Source organism: Mesorhizobium sp. Z1-4 (assembly GCF_004000235.1).
GTDB lineage: Bacteria > Pseudomonadota > Alphaproteobacteria > Rhizobiales > Rhizobiaceae > RCIO01.
In genome coordinates this window covers 1,103,258-1,121,958 of record NZ_RCIO01000001.1, presented here as the reverse complement: position 1 = coordinate 1,121,958, position 18,701 = coordinate 1,103,258, and the positions used below count along the sequence as shown (strand labels likewise).

Sequence of the window (18,701 nt, the reverse complement as noted above, 5' to 3'; positions counted from 1 at the left end):
ACAAGCAGGGAAATTGGGAGCAACGATCATGAAAAGACGTGAATTCCTTAAAACCGCGGCGGTCGGCGCGGGAGCTGCCGCACTCGCAACACCCGCAATTGCCCAGGAGCGGCGCGAATGGAAGATGGTCACGGCATGGCCGAAGAACCTGCCGGGGCCGGGCGTTGCGGCACAGCTTCTGGCCGACCGCATCACAACCTTGTCGGGCGGACGCATCGAGGTAAAACTCTTCGCCGCCGGCGAGCTTGTGCCCGGCAATGGCGTGTTTGATGCGGTGTCGGAAGGCACCGCCGAGCTCTACCATGCCGTTCCCGCCTATTGGGGTTCGAAGTCGAAGGGCATTCTCCTGTTCGGTTCGCAGCCTTTCGGACTGCGCGCCGACGAGCAGGTAGGCTGGCTGACGCATGGCGGCGGCCAGGCGCTTTATGACGAAATCTACGGACGCTTCGGCCTGAAGCCCTTCCTGTGCGGCAATTCCGGTCCGCAGTGGGCCGGCTGGTTCCGCGAGGAGATCAACTCGGTCGACGACCTCAAGGGCCTCAAGTTCCGCACCACCGGTCTCGCATCCGAAATGTGCGCCAAGATCGGCATGGCCGTTCAGGCAATGGGCGGCCGCGACATGTTCCAGGCGCTGCAGTCGGGCGCGCTGGATGCGGGCGAGTTCATCGGCCCGTGGACCGACAGCGCGCTGGGCTTCCAGCAGGTGGCCAAGAACTACTATTGGCCGGGTGTCGGCGAGCCGTCCTCGGCCGAGGAATGCGTGGTCAATGCGCAGGCCTATGCCGACCTGCCGGACGACCTGAAGCAGGTTGTGTCGCTCGCCTGCGAGAGCCTCTACAATCCGGTCTGGACCGAATACACGACCAAACACGCCCTCGCACTCGAGAAGCTGGTCGCTGATGAAGGCGTTCAGGTGAAGATGCTGCCTGACGACGTGGTTGTCGCCATGGGCAATGCCGCCGGCGAGGTGATCGCCGATCTGCGCAACGACAGCGACGAACTCGTCCAGCGAATCACCGAGAGCTTCCTTGCCTACCGCAAGTCGGTCTCGGCCTATATGGTCTACGCCGACAACGGGCAGATGAACGCCCGCGCGATGGACTACAAATACTAAGGGAACCAGTGCGCCGGCGCGGCATCAGCGCCGGCGCATGATCGCCGGGGGATTTGAATGGCTGCGCTTTCCGATGCGCTTGATCGGGTCAACCGCGCAGTCGGCAGCGTGGTCTGCTGGTGCGCGCTGGCGATGATGCTGTTGCAGTTCGTCATCGTGCTTCTGCGTTATGTCTTCGGCATCAGCTTCATCGCGCTCAGCGAAAGCGTGCTTTATCTCCACTCCACACTGTTCATGCTGGGCGCCGGCTACACGCTATTGATGAACGGCCATGTTCGCGTGGACATCTTCTACGCCAAAGCCGCCCCGCGGCGGCAATCGCAGATCGACATTTTCGGGCATCTGGCGCTGCTGCTGCCGTCGATGCTGGTGTTGCTCTACTGGACCTGGCCGTCGGTGCGGAATTCATGGGCGATCCTCGAAGGCCCGATTTCCGTTGGCGGCATCCCGGCCTCCTTCCTTCTGAAATCGCTGATCCCGGCCTTCTGCGTCCTTCTGATCGTGCAATCGGTATCCGGCCTGCTGCGCGACATCGCCCGCTTGCGTGAGGGCGCATGATGCTGCCGCTCGACATCATCATGTTCGCGGCGCTGATCGCCTTTATCCTGCTCGGCTTCCCGGTGGCGTTTTCGATCGCAGGTGTTGCGACGCTGTTCGCCTTCCTCGGCTGGGCAACCGGCACGATGGACATCACGCTGCTTGGCGCTCTGGGCCAGCGCGTGTTCGGCGTGCTGACCAACGACGTACTGATCGCCATTCCGCTGTTCGTTCTGATGGGCGTTGTGCTCGAAAAGAGCCGCATCGCGGAAGAGCTGCTCGAAACGATGGGGCGGCTTTTCGGCCGGTTGCGCGGCGGCCTCGGCGTCTCAGTGGTGCTGGTCGGCACGCTGCTTGCGGCATCCACCGGCATTGTCGGTGCCACCGTGATCGCGATGGGTATGATCGCGCTGCCGACCATGTTGCGCAACGGCTACGACCCGAAGCTCGCTGCAGGCACGGTGTGCACCGCGGGCACGCTCGGCCAGATCATCCCGCCATCGACGCTGCTGATCATCCTCTCCGATGTGATGTCCAACGCCTATCAGCAGGCGCAGTTCGAGCAGGGCAAGTTTTCGATCGAGACGATCTCGGTGGGTGAAATCTTTGCCGGCGCATTGTTGCCCGGCCTGACGCTCGTCGTACTTTACATCCTCTACATTCTCGGCCGTGCCTGGCTGGTGCCGACGGACGCACCGGCGGCGTCGCAGCTTGAAGAACGCCCTTCGGCGCGGGAGGTGGCCGGCGCCATCCTGCCGCCGATCATCCTGATTGTTGCAGTGCTCGGCGCCATTCTCGGCGGCATCGCAACGCCGACCGAAGCCGCTTCAGTGGGTGCCGTCGGCACGATGCTGCTTGCCGGGCAGCGCCTCGGCGCCCCGCGCTGGCTGGTTCTGAGCGGAGCGGTAGCGCTGCTTCTTCTCGCAATTGCTGCGGGGGCAGCGCCGGTACGTCTGCAGCGCAGCGACGTCACGATCCTGGGATGGCTGCAGGGCGGTGCCTACACGCTGCTGGCGCTGGCCGGACTGGCAGCGCTCGTTGTCACGCTGCTGCGCATCCACGCCAGCGGGCTGCTGGTGCCGGCGATGAAATCGACCATGACGGTCACCTCGATGATCTTCGCCACCATTATTGCCGCCAGCATCTTCTCGCTGGTCTTTATCGGTCTTGGCGGCGAAGAACGCATAGAGGAGCTCCTGTCTGCGATGCCCGGCGGCCCGACCGGCGCACTGATCTTCTGCATGCTCCTGATCTTCGTGCTCGGCTTCTTCCTCGACTTCGTGGAAATCACGGTGATCGTGCTGCCGCTGGTGGCGCCGCTGCTCATCCTGATGGGGCACGACCCGGTGTGGCTGTCGATCCTGATCGCGATCAATCTGCAGACGTCATTCCTGACGCCGCCATTCGGTTTCTCGCTGTTTTATCTGCGTGGCGCGGCGCCGCCCGAAATCACCACCGGACATATATATGCCGGCGTTGCGCCCTTCATTTTGCTGCAGATCGTGGGTGTGGCAATCATCTGGTTCCTGCCGGCAATTCCCACCTATCTGCCTTCGGTTCTGTTTCCCTGAGCCTATGAGGAGCGCACCGAGGATTTGACCTTGGCGCCTGCTTCCAGCGTGCGGTGAACCGGACATTTGTCGGCGATCTCCAGAAGCTTGTCATGAAGGTCGGCGGGGACATCGCCATCGACGGAAATGACACGCTCGAAGCGATCGATCTTGCCGCCCTTTTCGCGCTCCGCTTCCGTGCAATCGTCACAGTCCTTCGCATGGATCTTGGCGTGCGAGACATCGACGCTGATGCGCCCGATATCGAGCTCCTTGTGCGCTGCATAAAGGCGCAAGGTCATTGCCGTGCAGGCGCCTAGCGCAATCGACAGGAAGTCGTAGGGCGAGGGGCCGGAATCCATGCCGCCGACGCTTTCCGGCTCGTCGGCAAAGAGACGGTGGCGCCCGGCCTGTACCGCATTCTGGAACTTGCCTTCGCCGGTTTCCATAACCCGCACATGCTCGATCGCCTCGCTGCCCTGTGGCTTGTCGCTTTTCACGTAGCGGGTGAGCCAGCCCGAGATGGTGCGCGCGGCAAACTCGGCATCGTCCGGCTTGGTTAGCAGATGGTCCGCTGTGTCGAGTGAGACGAAACTCTTCGGGTGCTTCGCGGCCAGAAATATCTCCGACGCATTCTCGATGCCGACCGTCTGGTCGATCGGCGAGTGCAGGATCAGCAATGGCTTGCGCATTTTCGCGACCGCGTCCTTCACCTTCTGGCTTTCGACGTCTTCGACGAACTGCTTCTGGATACGGAACTTGCGGCCGGCCAGATCGACTTCGGCCTCGCCCTCGGCGCGGATGGTCTCCAGCGTCGTACCCAGATTGTGGAGCACATGCCCGGCATCCGCCGGTGCACCGATCGCTACCACTGCCTTTGCCTCGGGCACATCCTTCGCAATAGCCAGCACCGCCGCGCCGCCAAGCGAATGGCCGATCAGCACGGCCGGCGCCTCGTAATTTTCGCGCAGATATTCGATGGCCGAAAACAGGTCGCCGCAATTGGTGGAGAAGTTGGTCGAGGCGAATTCGCCCTCGCTGGAGCCCAACCCGGTAAAATCGAAGCGCAGCACGGCGATGCCTTCTCGCGCGAGTGAGGCCGCGATGCGCCGCGCGGCCACCACGTCCTTGGAGCAGGTGAAGCAATGCGCAAAGAGCGCGTAGGCGCGCAACGGCCCGTTGGGCAAATCGAGCCTGGCGGCGAGCTTCGCGCCGGAATGACCGGTGAATTCGAGGCGCTGTGTGATACTGGACATGGCTTCGGCTCCCGCTCGTAAGGTTGACACCTTCTAGCAGCGTCGCAGAGCGGTGGGGCTCAAAAATCGGTGTGTCGAACGAGACCCCGGCGCGCGGACGGTTGATCAGACCACGCGGCGATATTCGAAATATGCGAAGTCGGCCGGCATCGCCGTGCCCGAAACATCGAAGGCCAGCATGCCGACGAAAGCGCCTGTGAAGGAGGCATGTTCGCCGCGGCCCGCCTCATCCGAGATCAGGCTCGCATCAAGCTCCGGCCCCAGCGGCACCCAATCGGATTTGCCCTGGCGCCAGAAAAACTGAAGTGCCGCGCCGTCAACCTCGGCGGCCAGCGAGACCGGACCATTGCCGACAGCGACCGGTTCCTCGGGAAAGAATGTCAGCCGGCTTTCCGGCCAATCGCCGAGGCAGGACATGATGCGCAGCACGCGTCCCTTTTTCGCGTCGTGGGTAATCGCCGCGAAGTGGAATTTGTGGCGGTTGTAATAATGCGTCAGGCCCGCCGCCTGCTGAAAATGCTCCGGCTGGAAATCAAGTTCGGTTTCGGCGCGAAAGGCAAAATCCTCCTGCCGGCGCGCGACAAGCGCCTGCTCGAACCAGCTGCCAACCGACTCACGGCCATAAAGCCGAAGGTGACCGGGCCGCTCCGTCAGTGAGAAGATGCGCCCCGGCGCCGGCGAACGCAGCCACTGGAAATCGAGCGGCAGGTCGGCGCTCGAAAAGTCATGCCGAACGATTTCTGGTTTCGGCTTCGTTTTTGCGCCAAAGGGCGCGGGCACCTCGAGCGAAGGAACCACTCCGCCGCCTGCAAGTCGCGGCCAGCCATCGTCACTCCATTCGACCTTCTGGATCGCGGTTTCGCGGCCAAGCGGCGAGCGCCGGGTGCCCTGAAGCGGACGGCCTGTCAGATGGGTGTGGTAGAAGCTGCCATCCGTAGTCTCCACCATCTGCCCGTGACCGGCGCGCTGCAGTGCTGCGTCGGGCGCCTCCTTGGACGTGACGAGGAAGGTTTCGGGGTGCAGTTCGTAGGGGCCGTCGATCTGACGCGAGCGGGCATAGGTAACCGCGTGGTCGTAGCCGGTGCCGCCTTCCGCCGTGGTGAGATAGTACCAGCCATCGCGCTTGAAGAGATGCGGGCCTTCGACCAGCCCGTGCGGGCTGCCGGCAAAAATGTTCTTCACCGGCCCGACAAGCTTGCCGGCAGCCGCATCAAATTCCTGCAGCAATATGCCGGCAAAGGACGGATGTTTCGGTGATCCGCCGACGCCCGGCGACACATGGTTCCACAGCATGTTGAGAAACCATTTGCGGCCGTCGTCATCATGGAACAGCGATGGATCGAAACCGCTCGAATTGGCGTAGATCGGATCCGACCACTCACCCTCGATGGTCGGCGAGGTGACGATGTAATTGTGCGTGTCTTTGAACGACCCGTCGATGCGCTTGACGTCGGTATAGACCAGCCAGAACAGCCCGTCGGCATATGACAGGCAGGGCGCCCAGATGCCGCCGGAATCCGGATTGCCGCGCATGTCGAGCTGGCTGGCGCGCTCCAGCGGGCGCCTGACCAGCCGCCAGTTGGCAAGGTCTTTCGAGTGGTGAATCTGGACGCCGGGATACCATTCGAACGTGGAGGTGGCGATGTAATAATCGTCTCCGACCCGGCAGATCGAAGGGTCGGGATTGAAGCCGGGCAGGATCGGATTGACGATCACGGCACCGGCTTAGTTGCGCGAAGGGCCGGCACGTTCCGCCGAAGCGGCCCACAGATTGATGTCGGCGTCCATGGCGTATTTGTCGATTTCGGCGAGTTCGTCCTTCGAGAATTCGAGGTTCTGAAGGGCGGCCACGCAGTCGTCGATCTGCTCGGGGCGGCTGGCGCCGATCAGCGCCGTCGTCACGCGCCCGCCGCGCAGCACCCAGGCCAGCGCCATCTGCGCCAGCGTCTGGCCGCGCTTTCTTGCGATTTCGTTGAGCGCCCGAATGCCGGCCAGTGTCTTGTCGTTGAGGAATTCGCTCTTGAGCGATTTGCCCTGCGCCGCGCGGCTCGCGTCGGGTATGCCACCAAGATATTTGTTGGTGAGCATGCCCTGCGCCAGCGGCGAAAAGACGATCGAACCGATACTGAGGTCGTCCAGCGTGTCGAGCAGACCGTCATCCTCCACCCAGCGGTTGATCATGGAATAGCTTGGTTGGTGGATCAGGCAGGGCGTGCCTAGCTCTTTCAGTATGGCGACGGCCTCGCGCGTGCGCTTCGAGTTGTAGGAGGAGATCCCGGCATAGAGCGCTTTGCCCGAACGCACGATCTGGTCCAGCGCGCCCATCGTTTCCTCAAGCGGCGTGTCGGGGTCGAAGCGGTGCGAATAGAAGATGTCGACATAGTCGAGACCCATACGCTTCAGGCTCTGGTCGAGACTTGAGATCAGATATTTGCGGCTGCCCCATTCGCCATAAGGCCCGGGCCACATCAGATAACCTGCCTTGGAAGAGATGATCAGCTCGTCGCGAAAACCGGCGAAATCCTCACGCAGGATCTTGCCGAATGCCTCCTCCGCCGAACCGGGTGGCGGGCCGTAATTGTTGGCGAGGTCGAAATGGGTGATGCCCAGATCGAAGGCCCGCCGGCACATGGCCTGTTTGAGGTCGTGCGGCGTGTCGCCGCCGAAATTGTGCCACAGGCCGAGCGAAATGGCCGGCAGTTTGAGGCCGGACTTGCCGCAGCGGTTGTAGAACATTCCATCATAACGATGTTCGGCAGGCACCCAATGGGTCATACAAATCTCCTACCGGCCGGTGGCCGGTCTAGCCCTTTTTCTTCTTCATCATAGCCTTGGCTTCGGCCACGCCAAGAGCCGCCGGGCGCTCGCAGCTTGTCTTCAAGGTGACGACCCTGCCGGTCTCGCCGGCCTGTAGAATTGCAAGCATGACCTCCACCGCGTGCAGCGACAGCTCCAGCGAGCAGCGGTGCGGGCGGCCTTCCGCAATAGCCAGCGCCATGTCGGCCAGGCCGATCGTGCGGTAGTTGGCCATCATGCCTTCGCTGTGCTTCTGGTTCGGAATGCCAAGCGGGTGCTTCCAGGTCGGATTTTTCTTCAGCCTCTTGCCGGCTTTCGTCTGGCCCACGTCGCCGCCGAAAAAGTTCGGATCGGGAAGGAACAGAGTTCCGGTTTCGCCATAGAGCTCCATCGGCGAATGACCGTGAGCCCATACGTCCCAGCTTGCGTTGAGCGTAATCACCGCGCCGTTTTCGAATTCGAGCACGGAGTGGATCGTGGTCGGGGTCTCGACCTTGACCTTCTCGCCATAACGCGGCTTCGACGTGATGGTGCGGTGCGTAGCGGGCGTAGACGAGAACGCTGCGACCCGTTTCACGGGGCCGACGAGCTGAATCAGGTTGGTCACGTAATAGGGGCCGACGTCGAGCACCGGTCCGCCGCCCGGCTGGAAGAAGAAATCCGGGTTCGGGTGCCAGTGCTCCATGCCGTGGCTCATCACATAGGCTGTGCCGCTGGTGATCTTGCCGACGTCGCCGGCATCGATGATCCTGCGGGCAAGCTGGTGCGAGCCGCCGAGAAACGTGTCCGGCGCGGAACCAACCCGCAGGCCTTTTCTGTCGGCGCACTTCTTCAGGTCCAGCCCTTCCTTCACTGACAGTACGAACGGCTTTTCGGAATACACGTGCTTGCCGGCGTCGAGCGCTGCTTTCGACACCTCGTAATGGGCCGCCGGAATGGTCAGGTTGACGACAATGTCGATATCGCCGGCCGACAGAAGGTTGGCGGGCTTTTCAGCACGCACTCCATATTCCGCTGCCCGCGACTGCGCGAGTTTCATGTCGAGGTCGGCGCAGGCACGGATTTCCATCCCCTTGAACAGCTTCGACAGCGAGAAATACGCTGCTGAGATATTGCCGCAGCCCATAACGCCGACGCCGAGTTTCCCGGCTCCGCTCTTGCTGGCCATTTGCGCTCTCCTAAAAACTGCGGGCTGCTTCGATCGACCGGCGCGCAAAGCGCTCATGGTCGCTGGGCTTGTCGTGTTCCATCACGAAGATGTCCACGGGCGTATTCTTCAACGTAGCCCAGATTGCCGTCCAGGGCATCGTGCCGTGTCCGACATCTTCCCAGCCGTCCTCGTCGGCCTTTTCGCCAGCAGGCGCTATGTCCTTTACGTGGACAGCCGCCAGCCGGTCGCCATAACGCGCGATCCATCCGAGCGGGTCCGCGCCGCCGCGAGCGACCCAGGCAATATCGGCTTCCCAGGCGAGTTCGGGCGCTGCATCGAGAAGATGCGCCAGTGGCACCGACCCGTCGGCGAGCGCGCGCAACTCGAAGTCATGATTGTGCCAGCCATAGGTGAAGCCCGCCTTCATGATCGGCTCACCGGCTTTCGCCAGCCTGCGGCCGAAATCGGCCCATCCGGCCGCGCTGTCCGGGCGAAGCTCCGGACCGATATGCGGGCAAAATACCGCTTTCATCCCGGCGATACGGGCAATCTCGATCACCTTGCCGGGATTGTCCTCCAGCATATCGAGGCCGAAATGGCCCGACGGCATCGCCAGACCGTTGCGGTCGAGAGCTGCACGCAAGGCAGCGGGATCGCCGTAGACGCCGCCGTAACCCTCGACTTGCTCGTAGCCGAGGCCTCTGAGCATGGCGAGTGTGTCCTCGAGCGGTGGAAACTCGCGGGAAGAATAAAGCTGGTAGGAAAAGGCGGTCATCGACTGCTCCAAGCGCGATCTGTTGTGTTTTCTGGTCCGGTTGTTTCCGGTGCCTTGCACCGGCTGAGAAAATTGGCCTAGGCGCTGAACAATGCCGCGGCCTCTTTAGAGACGGATATCGGTGTGCGCGTCGAACAGCGAGGCTCTGGCCGGATCGAACCCGATCAGTACCTTCTCGCCTTCCTTCGGCGCGTATTCGGAATCGGTGCGGAAGGTGAAGTTCTGCCCGCCCAGCCTGGTCCAGGCGAGTGTATCTGAGCCCATCGGCTCCACTATCTCGATATCGACCTCGCTGGTGTAGGGCATCGCGCGGGCCGCTTCGCCGAGCATAACATGTTCGGGCCGCACCCCGAACACCGCCTTCGTCCCGGTTTCAGGCTTGTCGGCAAACTCATAGCCTTTGGTGTCGATCGTGGTGTCGCCGGCATTGAATCTGGGTGTCGCGCCGCCCTCGATGGTCCCTTCCAGAAAGTTCATGCCGGGCGACCCGATGAAGCCGGCAACGAAGCGATTGACCGGCCGCGAATAGATCGCCTGCGGCGCATCGAGCTGCTGGATGATGCCGTTGCGCATGACGGCGATACGGTCGGCCAAAGTCATCGCTTCGATCTGGTCATGCGTGACGTAGACCATGGTGTTGGCGAGTTTCTGGTGCAGGCGCTTGATCTCGACGCGCAGTTCGTTACGCAGCTTGGCGTCGAGATTGGAAAGCGGCTCGTCGAACAGGAACACATCCACGTCGCGCACCAGTGCACGGCCGATCGCGACGCGCTGGCGCTGGCCACCGGAAAGCGCCGAGGGGCGGCGCTTCAACAGCGGTTCGATCTGCAGGATTTCGGAGGCGCGTTTCACGCGCTCGGCGATCTCGTCGGCTGGCAGGCGCTGGTTCTTCAGCCCGAAGGACAAGTTCCCTTCCACCGACATCTGCGGATAAAGCGCATAGGACTGGAACACCATGCCGATGCCGCGATCCTTCGGCTGCTCCCAGGTGACGTTCTTGCCGTTGATGAAAATCTGGCCGTCAGTGACGTCGAGCAGGCCGGCAATGCAGTTCAGCAATGTCGACTTGCCGCAGCCCGATGGCCCGAGCAGCACCAGGAACTCGCCCTGTTCAACCTCGATATTCAGCGATTTCAGAACCTCGACCGCTCCGAAATTCAGCGAAACATCGCGTACGACCACACTTGCCATATCCGGCCCCGTATCTCAGCCCTTGACCGCGCCGGCTGCAATGCCGCGCACGAAGAGTTTTCCAGAAACAAAATAGACGATCAGCGGCACCAGGCCGGTCAGCAGCGTCGCCGCCATGTTGACGTTGTATTCCTTCACGCCCTGCACGGAGTTGACGATGTTGTTGAGCTGAACCGTCATCGGATAGGTGTCGGGCTTGGTGTAGACGACGCCGAACAGGAAGTCGTTCCAGATACCGGTCACCTGAATGATGATCGCCACGACAAAGATCGGCAGCGACATCGGCAGCATGATCTTGAAGTAGATGCCCCAGAAGCCGGCCCCGTCGACGCGGGCAGCCTTGAACAGCTCTTCCGGCAGCGACGTGAAATAATTGCGGAAGAGCAGCGTCAGGATCGGCATGCCGAACACCGTGTGAACCAGCACCAGTCCCCACAGCGTGCCGTAAAGGCCGAGCTCGCGCAGCATGATGACCAAGGGGTAGAGCATCACCTGATAGGGAATGAAGGCGCCGAAGATCAGGATGGTGAAGAAGATATCGGCGCCCTTGAAGCGCCAGTTGGCAAGCGCGTAGCCGTTGACCGAGGCGACTGCGATCGACAGCACCACCGACGGCACGAGGATCTGGACCGAATTCCAGAAACCGCGCGACAGACCCTCGCAGTTCAGCCCGGTACAGGCTTCTGCCCAGGCCTTCACCCAGGGCTGGAAGGTGATTTCCACCGGTGGGGAAAAGATGTTGCCCAGCCGGATTTCCGGCATGCCTTTCAGCGATGTCACGATCATCACGTAAAGCGGCAGCAAGTAGTAGACGGCAACAACCAGAAGCGTGCCGTAGAGGAAGATATTGCGCCGTGAAAATCTCGGCCGCGGGCGCGGGCCGCGCGGGCCTGTCAAGGCATCATAGGCAGGGCTGGATTCAACCGAAGCCATCTTGAGAAGGGATGCGGTATCAACCACGCTTCTTCCCTCCGAATTCGAGATAGGCCCAGGGGATCAGCACGATCAGGACGCTCAGCAGCATCATTGTCGATGCGGCAAAACCCTGTGCGAGGTTCTGGCCGAGGAACATCTTGTCGTAGACATATTTGGCCGGAACCTCTGAAGCGATGCCCGGTCCGCCGCTGGTTTGTGCCACCACCAGATCGTAAACGCGCACGATGCCGGAGGCGATCAGCACCAGCGTGGTGATGAATACCGGACGCATCATCGGCACGACGATGAACAGGTAGGTCTTCCACATCGGAATGCCGTCGATGCGCGCGGCTTTCCATATCTCTTCGTCAATGCCGCGCAGGCCGGCCAGCATAAGGCACATGATCAGGCCCGTGCCTTGCCACAGCCCGGCGATCAGGATGCCGTAAATGACGATGTCCTGATTGTAGAGCGGGTCGAAAGTGAAGGTTTCCCAGCCAAGCGAGCGCACCACGCCCTGTATGCCGAAGTCGGGGTTCAGCACCCATTGCCAGACGAGGCCGGTGACGATGAAGGACAGCGCGAAGGGGTAGAGGAAGATGGTGCGGAATGTGTTCTCGAAGCGCACCTTCTGGTCGAGCATTGCGGCCAGCAGAAAACCGATGACGATCGAAAATACCAGCGAACAGACGCCGTAGATCAGCAGGTTCTCGATCGAGATAAGCCAGCGATCCTCGCCCCAGAGGCGATCGTACTGCGCAAGGCCGACCCACTTTTCGCGCGGCAGCAGCCGGGAGTCGGTGAAGGAATAGACGACGGTCCAGACTGTGCCGCCGGTGAAGACACCGAGCGCAACCAGCATCATCGGCACCGCTGCGATCTTGGCCGTCAGGTTGAGCGCCCAGACGCGCTCGAAGATGCCGGGTCGCGACAGGAGCTGCTTTTCCGAGCCGCTGGCAGCCAGCGCACCGGCCACCAGCAAGCAGACCGCGGCGAGGAAGAGACCGTGTTCGCCGCAGAATTCGATGAATATGCGCGCCGGTTTGCCGAGGACGGAAACGGCTGGTTTGAATTGCGGCCCCAGCAAGTCGAATACGAGGAGTAACAGTGCGGCTATCGTCCAGCCGACGACATGGCCGCGCAGGCGGTTGCCGGACAGGCTGAAGCCACTTGCAGAATTGGCGATGACGGCGATGAGCGACAGGCCGGCGAAGGCAAGAACCAGCCATGGCAACCCCTCGACGATCCAGTCTCCGGCTGTGCCCAGTTCTTCGAACCAAACCGAAAGTCCGAGCAGCATGGCCAGCCTGAGAAGTACCCCGCCTGCGATTCCCGCGATCAGCCAGCGTTCCCATCGGCCACGCTCGACTGGCCGTGCGCCCGCCGCGGCAACTGCCGTTTCGACGGTATCAGCCATGGAAAGCACCTCCCCGATCGGCTGTCGGCATTGCCGTTCGCCAGCAAAGGCTGGCACAGCAATGACCGACCTCCCGCACAAAGTAGCCGCCGGCCGCAGAAGGCCGGCGGCGTCTCACCTGATCAGTCGGCGCTTGCGATAATCTCTGCGTAGCGCTTCTGCGCTTCGTCGGCGGAGATCTCGTCGCTTGACCAGAACTGGGTCATCAGATCCTCGATCTGGCCCTGCGTGTCCGGCGACAGCGTCTGGTTGCCGTCGGGCAGGATTGCGCCAGTAGCGAGGATCGCGAGACCCTTCTTCATGCAGTCGTTGGCAGCCGCGAGGTCGACGTCGCCACGCACCGGCAGCGAGCCCTTCTTGAGGTTGAAGCTGACCTGGACTTCCTTCGAAAGCATCAGCGATGCCAGCTCGAGCTGGGCCGCTTCCTTTTCCGGGTCGTCGAGCTTCGGGAAGTAGAAGGCATCGCCGCCGGTCGAGATGATCTCGTTCACACCGAGGCCGGGTAGACAGCTATAGTCTTCACCGGCCGTCTGGCCGGCTACCTGGAACTCGCCCTGCGCCCAGTCACCCATGATCTGTGCGCCGGCTTCGCCGGTGATGACCATGTTGGTGGCCTGGTTCCAGTCCTGCACGTTGGAACCCTTACGGAATTCACGCGCATTCGCCGCAGCCTGAAAGACCTTGGCATATTCGGGACCGGCGGCAACTTCGGCGTTCTTGTCGATGTTGACCGCTTTCCAGGCGTCGATGCCTGAAATTGCGATCGCGATCACACCGAACGCACCGGATGCCTGCCAGGGCTGATTGCCCATTGCCAGCGGAACCTTGCCGGCTTCGCGCAGCTTGGGCGCAGCGGCGACAAACTCGTCCCAGTTGGTCGGAACAGCAACGCCTGCGTCCTGGAAGGCCTTGTGGCTTAGCCAGATCCACTGCCAGGAGTGAATATTGACCGGCACGCAATAGATGCGGCCGTCAAGCGTGCAGCTGTCGAGCAGCGAAGACGGATGGACGAGGTCCTTCCAGCCTTCTTTCTCGGCCAGTTCGGTGAGATCGAGCATCAGGCCGGCTTCGACCAGTTCCTCGGCCTGGCGGCCATGGTTGAACTGGGTTGCGCCCATCGGGTCGCCACCGGTAATGCGCGAAATCATGATCGGGCGGGCAACACCGCCGGACCCGGCAATCGCGCCGTCGACCCAGTTGTGTTCGGTCTTTTCGTTGAATGCTTTTGCGAATTCGGCGACAGCGGCAGCTTCGCCGCCCGAGGTCCACCAATGCGTGACTTCGAGATCAACGGCGCTGGCCGGGCCGGTGAAATGAAGCGCGACCGGGGCGGCAAAAGCAGCGGTCAACATACGGTATTTCATCACAGTCCTCCCTGAATCTGTAACGTTACAGGTCGGGACGTTATGCGAATGAAAAAGCTCCGGCAACAGCGGATCGGCGATTCGGCGATATTTTTTCGTGTCCCGAAAATATACTGACGAGGGTAGCGGCCGCTGGGAGATCGGTAGGAAATCCCGCTGCAACGCAGCATTTCAGGGGATTATTGTAGCGGAATCAAGAATTCAGGCTATGCTGCGGTGCAAGAAATCGAGTCGTGATCAGGGCGGGATCTGTCGTTGGGATTGCCTGCACCCTGTGGACGGCCAGCGTCGCAGATTTTCCCGAAATGGTCCAAATCTGTATCGTTACAGCTATGGTTGTCTTCGTGAACGTGTGGAGTCAGAACGGTACGTGCGGCTTGAAATGGTGGCGGGGCCATGAACGACAGATCAGCTGAGGGGAACGTGCAGGCCGGCGCCGAGGGGCGGCCCACCCTGAAGACGATTGCGTTCATGACCGGACTCGGCGTGACCACCGTCTCGCGTGCCTTGAAGGACGCACCGGACATTTCCGCCGATACCAAACGCCGGGTCCAGCTAGTCGCCAAACAGGTAGGTTACCGTCCGAACCGCGCCGGCGTGCGCTTAAGGACCGGCAAGACGAATGTCATCTCCTTGCTGCTCAATACCGACGAGCAGCTGATGGGCTTCATCTCCGACATCATCTATGGCGTATCGCGCGCACTGCGCGGCACGCCGTACCATATCATTCTGACGCCCTATTCGGGGCGCGACGATCCCATGGATGCCGTCCGTTACGTTGTGGAAACACATTCCGCCGACGGAATCATCATCTCGCGGACCGAGCCGCAGGACGCGCGCGTGCTCTACATGCTGGAGCACAAATTCCCATTCGCAACGCATGGGCGCACCGATCTCGGCAACGCGCATCCCTGGCACGATTTCGACAACGAGGTCTTTGCCCGACTGGCGGTTCGCCGGCTCGCCCGGAACGGTCGCAAGCGGCTCGCGTTGCTCGCCCCCGAACCCAAGCTCAGCTACTACCGGCATATGGCTGACGGTTTTGCCAATGGCGTCGCCGAATGCGGGCTGACCGAAGTTCCGTTTCACAACAGCTGGGTCGATCAGCCTATCGACCGTATCCGCGATGCCGCTATCGAGCTTCTCAGACGCCCCAGCCGCCCCGACGGTGTGGTCTGCGGCAGCGGCGCGTCTGCTATGGCAATCGTCAACGCGCTGGAAATGTGCGGCATGACTCTTGGCGATGAGATCGATGTCGTGACCAAACAGTCGACCCCGCTGGTGCAGATGTTTCGGCCGGGCCTTTACGTGGTCGAGGAGGATTTCCGGCTGGCGGGTCGCGAACTCGCAAATGCCGTCCTGGGCCAGATCGAAGGTCGTCCCGTGGCGGACCTGCACAGTCTGAGCGTACCGGAGCTGGTGCGCGATCCCGCCTCTATTCCGCCCGCTGCGGAGCGGCCGCAGGGCGGCGGCTAGACGCTATTTTTTCCCGGCGCGCGCTGACCAGGGGCCGTGCTTCTGCCCCCGGCTGCCAATTTTCTCGAAACCATGCGCGCCAAAGAAGTCGCGCTGGCCCTGGATCAGGTTGGCGGTTCCGCGGGCCTGTCTGTAGCTGTCGAAATAGGCGAGGGCGGCTGATAGTGCCGGCGTCGGCAGCCCGTGCAGCGCCGCACGCCCGACAGTGACCCTGAGGGCGAGATGTGCCGGCTGCATCATGTCCACGAAAGCCGGCGCCACCATCAGATTGGTCGTCTTCGGCTTGGCGTCGTAGGCCTTGGCAATCGAATCGAGAAGCTGCGAGCGAATAATGCAGCCGGCGCGCCAGATGCGGGCTATCGTGGCCATCGGCAAATCCCAGCCATGCTCGTCCGACGCTGCCCGCATGATTGCAAAGCCCTGCGCATAGGCGGCGATCTTGCCGGCAAGCAACGCGGTCTCAAGTTCGGCCACGAGGGCCGCGGTAGAGCCCGGTTGCTGGCGCGTTATCTGCGGGTAGCGGCGGGAGGCGAACTCCCGCTCTTTTTTCAGCGACGAAAGACTGCGCGCGGCAACCGCGGCCTCGATACAGGTTGCCGGCACGCCGAGCATTGCGGCTTCGATCACCGACCAGCGTCCCGTACCCTTCTGGCCGGCCTTGTCCTGAATGACATCGACCAGCGGCACGCTGCTGTCCGGGTCGGCCGTCGCCAGCACTTCCGCCGTGATTTCGATGAGATATGAGTTGAGCCGGCCATCGTTCCAGCGGGCGAAGATCGAACCTATCTCCTCGGCGCTGAGCCCCGGCCCGTCACGCAGGATGCCGTAGACCTCGGCGATCATCTGCATGTCGGCATACTCGATGCCGTTATGGACCGTCTTGACAAAATGGCCGGCACCGCCCGGCCCCAGCCGGGCCGCGCAAGGTTCGCCCTCATATCTGGCGGCAATGTCGTTGAAGATGCCTTCGACGCGCAGCCACGCCGCCTTGTCGGACCCGACCATGATGGAGGGCCCGTTGCGGGCGCCGTCCTCGCCGCCTGACACACCCATGCCGACGAGCACGATGCCGCTGCCTTCGAGTTCCTGCGCACGGCGCTCAGTGTCGCGGAAGTTGGCGTTGCCTGCGTCTATGATGATGTCGCCCTTGCCGGCAAGAGGCAGCAGGGCTTCGATCTGCTGGTCGACCGGATCGCCTGCCGGCACCATCAGAATGACCGGCCGCGGCGGCTCGATCGCCTGCAACAGATCTTCGAGCGTTTCACATGCCATTATGTTGCCGGCCAGTTCGCCGGCATTGCCCGCGAAGGTTTTTGTGCGCGAGGCGGTTCGGTTCCAGACGGCGATCTTGTGGCCTTTTTCGGCGATGTTGAGCGCCAGGTTCGAGCCCATTGTGCCCAGGCCGATGAGGCCGATCTCCGCTTCGCTCATTGATTCCCCCCGCGGCCGGCCGCGTGCGCAAATGATGAACGAGTGATGTGACAAGCGTCAACCCGAACAACCTCGGCCCCAACAACTTGACCCTGGCAGGCCGCGGTTGCTAGCTGCGCAGCTCGACAATCGATCGGCCCGGAGGAACCCTGTCCCGAATGAAACTTCTCCTCTCGATCCTAGCCGTGCCCATCGTCGCGGCGCTTGTTCTTGCGCTTCTGGTCATGTGGCCGGTGGCTGACAAACCGAAACCCTTCGCTTCGATCACCGACCCGTTCGCGGATGTCGATTATGGCACCATGGCCGGGATCGGGTTCACCGACGCGCGCGATGGCGTCGGCATCGCGTTCCGCCGCTACGAAGCAAAAGATGCCCGCGCAGCCGCGCTTCTTCTGCATGGGTCGAGCGCCGACAGCCAGAGCATGCATCCGCTGGCCGTGGCGTTGGCGGAAAGCGGCGTCACCGCCTATGCGATCGACATCAGGGGCCATGGCGCAACCGGGCTGCGCGGCGACGTTGCTCATATCGGCCAGCCGGCTGAGGACGTCGAAGATTTCCTGGCTTTCATGCGCAACGAGGCCCCGCGCCTGCCAATCAGCCTGATCGGATTTTCTTCGGGCGGCGGCCTTGCGCTCAATGCCGCCGGCCAGGGGCATGCGCCCGACATCGCCAGGCTGATCCTGGTGTCGCCCATGCTTGGTGTCGACGCGGAACCCTCGACCGCCGACAATCCGAACGCGGCGGAGCGCGCCTGGGCCTACCCCGATATTCCGCGCATCATCGGTCTGTCGATCCTCAACGGGTTGGGCTTTCACGGGCTCGATTATCTGCCCGTGATCGTGTTCGCGGCCGGCGACAGTCCTAATCTCACGCCGGTCTATTCGCACCGGCTGCTCGTTAGCATGAACCCGCAAGACACCGACGGTCTGCTGAAGGCTGTGGATGCGCCAATCGCCCTTCTGGCTGGCGACAAGGACGAGGTCTTTGCCTCGCAGGCCTATGCCGGGACTGTGCATGCGGTGCAGCCTCAGGCGGAGGTGACGCTTCTTCCGGGGCTCGGACATGTCGCGATGACACTTGATCCGGCGGCATTGGAAGCGATCGCGGCCGCGGTCCCGCGAAACGCGCAGCTGGCCTTGCGTTGACCTATTTCCGAGCGCTGGCCTTCCTGCGCCGGCCGTAGAGTTCCAGCCTGTGATGGACAATTTCGTAGCCCAGCTCGCGGGCGATCTCGTCCTGTAACTCCTCGATACGGTTCGAGTGAAATTCGATCACGTCGCCCGTATCGAGGTCTATCAGATGGTCGTGGTGGTCGCCTGACGCCTGCTCGAAACGCGCTGGCCCCCCCTCGAATGCGTGCCGGTGAATGGCGCCCATGCCCTCCAGCAGCTTCATCGTGCGGTAGACGGTCGACAGCGAAATCGACTTATCGATGGTGCTGGCACGCTGGAATATCTCCATCGCGTCGGGATGATCTTCGGTTGCCGCGAGAATATCGAGGATGACGCGGCGCGGCCGCGTGATGCGGACGCCCGCGCGCCTCAGTTCCCGTTCGTAGTCCGGCTTGGTCTGTGCGCTGTGATTCATCGCCGAACTATGAGCCAGCTGACACCCAGTTGCAAAAACTAATGCGAGCAATTCGCAACTGGCTCGCCTCAGTTGCAAACGATTTGCAATTGCATTGACAGGTGTTTGGAATTCTCCTAAATGCAGTGTGTCCAATGATCGT

16 protein-coding genes are annotated in these 18,701 nt (G+C 62.0%); 5 read left to right on the top strand and 11 right to left on the bottom strand.

Features of this window, described 5'->3' with window-relative positions; genetic code table 11:
- Positions 1 to 28 precede the first annotated feature (28 nt).
- The 3 genes from EP165_RS05400 to EP165_RS05390 are packed head-to-tail and all read left to right on the top strand — an operon-like array spanning position 29 to position 3,222.
- The gene (locus EP165_RS05400) at positions 29 to 1,114 is read left to right on the top strand and encodes a TRAP transporter substrate-binding protein (protein WP_127520459.1); all 1,086 of its coding nucleotides are present in this window, start codon (positions 29 to 31) and stop codon (positions 1,112 to 1,114) included.
- Between the two features lie 57 nt (positions 1,115 to 1,171).
- Complete coding sequence (locus EP165_RS05395) at positions 1,172 to 1,672, top strand: TRAP transporter small permease subunit (RefSeq protein WP_127520458.1); 501 nt, start codon at positions 1,172 to 1,174, stop codon at positions 1,670 to 1,672.
- Complete coding sequence (locus tag EP165_RS05390; RefSeq protein WP_206075864.1) at positions 1,669 to 3,222, top strand: TRAP transporter large permease; 1,554 nt, start codon at positions 1,669 to 1,671, stop codon at positions 3,220 to 3,222. Before EP165_RS05395 ends, EP165_RS05390 begins: the two co-directional genes overlap by 4 nt.
- A gap of 2 nt (positions 3,223 to 3,224) precedes the next feature.
- Here the strand turns inward: EP165_RS05390 and EP165_RS05385 are convergent, their stop codons facing one another.
- From EP165_RS05385 to EP165_RS05345, 9 genes are all read right to left on the bottom strand, one after another.
- Positions 3,225 to 4,457 (bottom strand): bifunctional alpha/beta hydrolase/OsmC family protein, encoded by a 1,233-nt coding sequence (locus EP165_RS05385; RefSeq protein ID WP_127520457.1) that lies wholly within the window; start codon positions 4,455 to 4,457, stop codon positions 3,225 to 3,227.
- Between the two features lie 105 nt (positions 4,458 to 4,562).
- Entirely contained in the window at positions 4,563 to 6,173 is a 1,611-nt protein-coding gene (locus tag EP165_RS05380) for a glycoside hydrolase family 43 protein (RefSeq protein ID WP_127520456.1), read from the bottom strand.
- A gap of 9 nt (positions 6,174 to 6,182) precedes the next feature.
- The gene (mgrA, locus tag EP165_RS05375) at positions 6,183 to 7,232 is read right to left on the bottom strand and encodes an L-glyceraldehyde 3-phosphate reductase (protein ID WP_127520455.1); all 1,050 of its coding nucleotides are present in this window, start codon (positions 7,230 to 7,232) and stop codon (positions 6,183 to 6,185) included.
- Between the two features lie 28 nt (positions 7,233 to 7,260).
- Positions 7,261 to 8,421: a Gfo/Idh/MocA family protein gene (locus EP165_RS05370; RefSeq protein ID WP_127520454.1), complete on the bottom strand. Its 1,161-nt coding sequence runs from the start codon at positions 8,419 to 8,421 to the stop codon at positions 7,261 to 7,263.
- 10 nt (positions 8,422 to 8,431) lie between these two features.
- Complete coding sequence (locus tag EP165_RS05365; protein ID WP_127520453.1) at positions 8,432 to 9,178, bottom strand: sugar phosphate isomerase/epimerase family protein; 747 nt, start codon at positions 9,176 to 9,178, stop codon at positions 8,432 to 8,434.
- Positions 9,179 to 9,283: 105 nt separating this feature from the next.
- The gene (locus EP165_RS05360) at positions 9,284 to 10,369 is read right to left on the bottom strand and encodes an ABC transporter ATP-binding protein (protein WP_127520452.1); all 1,086 of its coding nucleotides are present in this window, start codon (positions 10,367 to 10,369) and stop codon (positions 9,284 to 9,286) included.
- Positions 10,370 to 10,384: 15 nt separating this feature from the next.
- Entirely contained in the window at positions 10,385 to 11,302 is a 918-nt protein-coding gene (locus EP165_RS05355; protein WP_127520815.1) for a carbohydrate ABC transporter permease, read from the bottom strand.
- 19 nt (positions 11,303 to 11,321) lie between these two features.
- Complete coding sequence (locus EP165_RS05350; RefSeq protein WP_245440064.1) at positions 11,322 to 12,218, bottom strand: carbohydrate ABC transporter permease; 897 nt, start codon at positions 12,216 to 12,218, stop codon at positions 11,322 to 11,324.
- A 605-nt stretch (positions 12,219 to 12,823) separates the two neighbouring features.
- Positions 12,824 to 14,065 (bottom strand): ABC transporter substrate-binding protein, encoded by a 1,242-nt coding sequence (locus EP165_RS05345; protein WP_127520451.1) that lies wholly within the window; start codon positions 14,063 to 14,065, stop codon positions 12,824 to 12,826.
- A gap of 396 nt (positions 14,066 to 14,461) precedes the next feature.
- On the opposite strand from EP165_RS05345, the gene EP165_RS05340 reads away from it, so the two are divergent.
- Positions 14,462 to 15,541, top strand: a complete 1,080-nt coding sequence (locus EP165_RS05340; protein ID WP_127520450.1) for a LacI family transcriptional regulator — start codon at positions 14,462 to 14,464, stop codon at positions 15,539 to 15,541.
- 3 nt (positions 15,542 to 15,544) lie between these two features.
- Here the strand turns inward: EP165_RS05340 and gnd are convergent, their stop codons facing one another.
- Positions 15,545 to 16,972 carry an NADP-dependent phosphogluconate dehydrogenase gene (gene gnd / locus EP165_RS05335; protein ID WP_127520449.1) on the bottom strand — a complete coding sequence of 476 codons (1,428 nt, stop codon included), beginning with the start codon at positions 16,970 to 16,972 and terminating at the stop codon, positions 15,545 to 15,547.
- Positions 16,973 to 17,130: 158 nt separating this feature from the next.
- On the opposite strand from gnd, the gene EP165_RS05330 reads away from it, so the two are divergent.
- Positions 17,131 to 18,117: an alpha/beta hydrolase gene (locus EP165_RS05330; RefSeq protein WP_127520448.1), complete on the top strand. Its 987-nt coding sequence runs from the start codon at positions 17,131 to 17,133 to the stop codon at positions 18,115 to 18,117.
- Position 18,118: 1 nt separating this feature from the next.
- Here the strand turns inward: EP165_RS05330 and EP165_RS05325 are convergent, their stop codons facing one another.
- Positions 18,119 to 18,559: a Fur family transcriptional regulator gene (locus tag EP165_RS05325; RefSeq protein WP_127520447.1), complete on the bottom strand. Its 441-nt coding sequence runs from the start codon at positions 18,557 to 18,559 to the stop codon at positions 18,119 to 18,121.
- Positions 18,560 to 18,701 lie beyond the last annotated feature (142 nt).

Bases quoted from the DNA above. Each gene is read 5' to 3' on its own strand.
- EP165_RS05400 (WP_127520459.1), top strand. From the start codon at position 29: ATGAAAAGACGTGAATTCCTTAAAACCGCGGCGGTCGGCGCGGGAGCT.
- EP165_RS05395 (WP_127520458.1), top strand. From the start codon at position 1,172: ATGGCTGCGCTTTCCGATGCGCTTGATCGGGTCAACCGCGCAGTCGGC.
- EP165_RS05390 (WP_206075864.1), top strand. From the start codon at position 1,669: ATGATGCTGCCGCTCGACATCATCATGTTCGCGGCGCTGATCGCCTTT.
- EP165_RS05385 (WP_127520457.1), bottom strand. From the start codon at position 4,457: ATGTCCAGTATCACACAGCGCCTCGAATTCACCGGTCATTCCGGCGCG.
- mgrA (WP_127520455.1), bottom strand. From the start codon at position 7,232: ATGACCCATTGGGTGCCTGCCGAACATCGTTATGATGGAATGTTCTAC.
- EP165_RS05370 (WP_127520454.1), bottom strand. From the start codon at position 8,421: ATGGCCAGCAAGAGCGGAGCCGGGAAACTCGGCGTCGGCGTTATGGGC.
- EP165_RS05365 (WP_127520453.1), bottom strand. From the start codon at position 9,178: ATGACCGCCTTTTCCTACCAGCTTTATTCTTCCCGCGAGTTTCCACCG.
- EP165_RS05360 (WP_127520452.1), bottom strand. From the start codon at position 10,369: ATGGCAAGTGTGGTCGTACGCGATGTTTCGCTGAATTTCGGAGCGGTC.
- EP165_RS05355 (WP_127520815.1), bottom strand. From the start codon at position 11,302: ATGGCTTCGGTTGAATCCAGCCCTGCCTATGATGCCTTGACAGGCCCG.
- EP165_RS05345 (WP_127520451.1), bottom strand. From the start codon at position 14,065: ATGAAATACCGTATGTTGACCGCTGCTTTTGCCGCCCCGGTCGCGCTT.
- EP165_RS05340 (WP_127520450.1), top strand. From the start codon at position 14,462: ATGAACGACAGATCAGCTGAGGGGAACGTGCAGGCCGGCGCCGAGGGG.
- gnd (WP_127520449.1), bottom strand. From the start codon at position 16,972: ATGAGCGAAGCGGAGATCGGCCTCATCGGCCTGGGCACAATGGGCTCG.
- EP165_RS05330 (WP_127520448.1), top strand. From the start codon at position 17,131: ATGAAACTTCTCCTCTCGATCCTAGCCGTGCCCATCGTCGCGGCGCTT.
- EP165_RS05325 (WP_127520447.1), bottom strand. From the start codon at position 18,559: ATGAATCACAGCGCACAGACCAAGCCGGACTACGAACGGGAACTGAGG.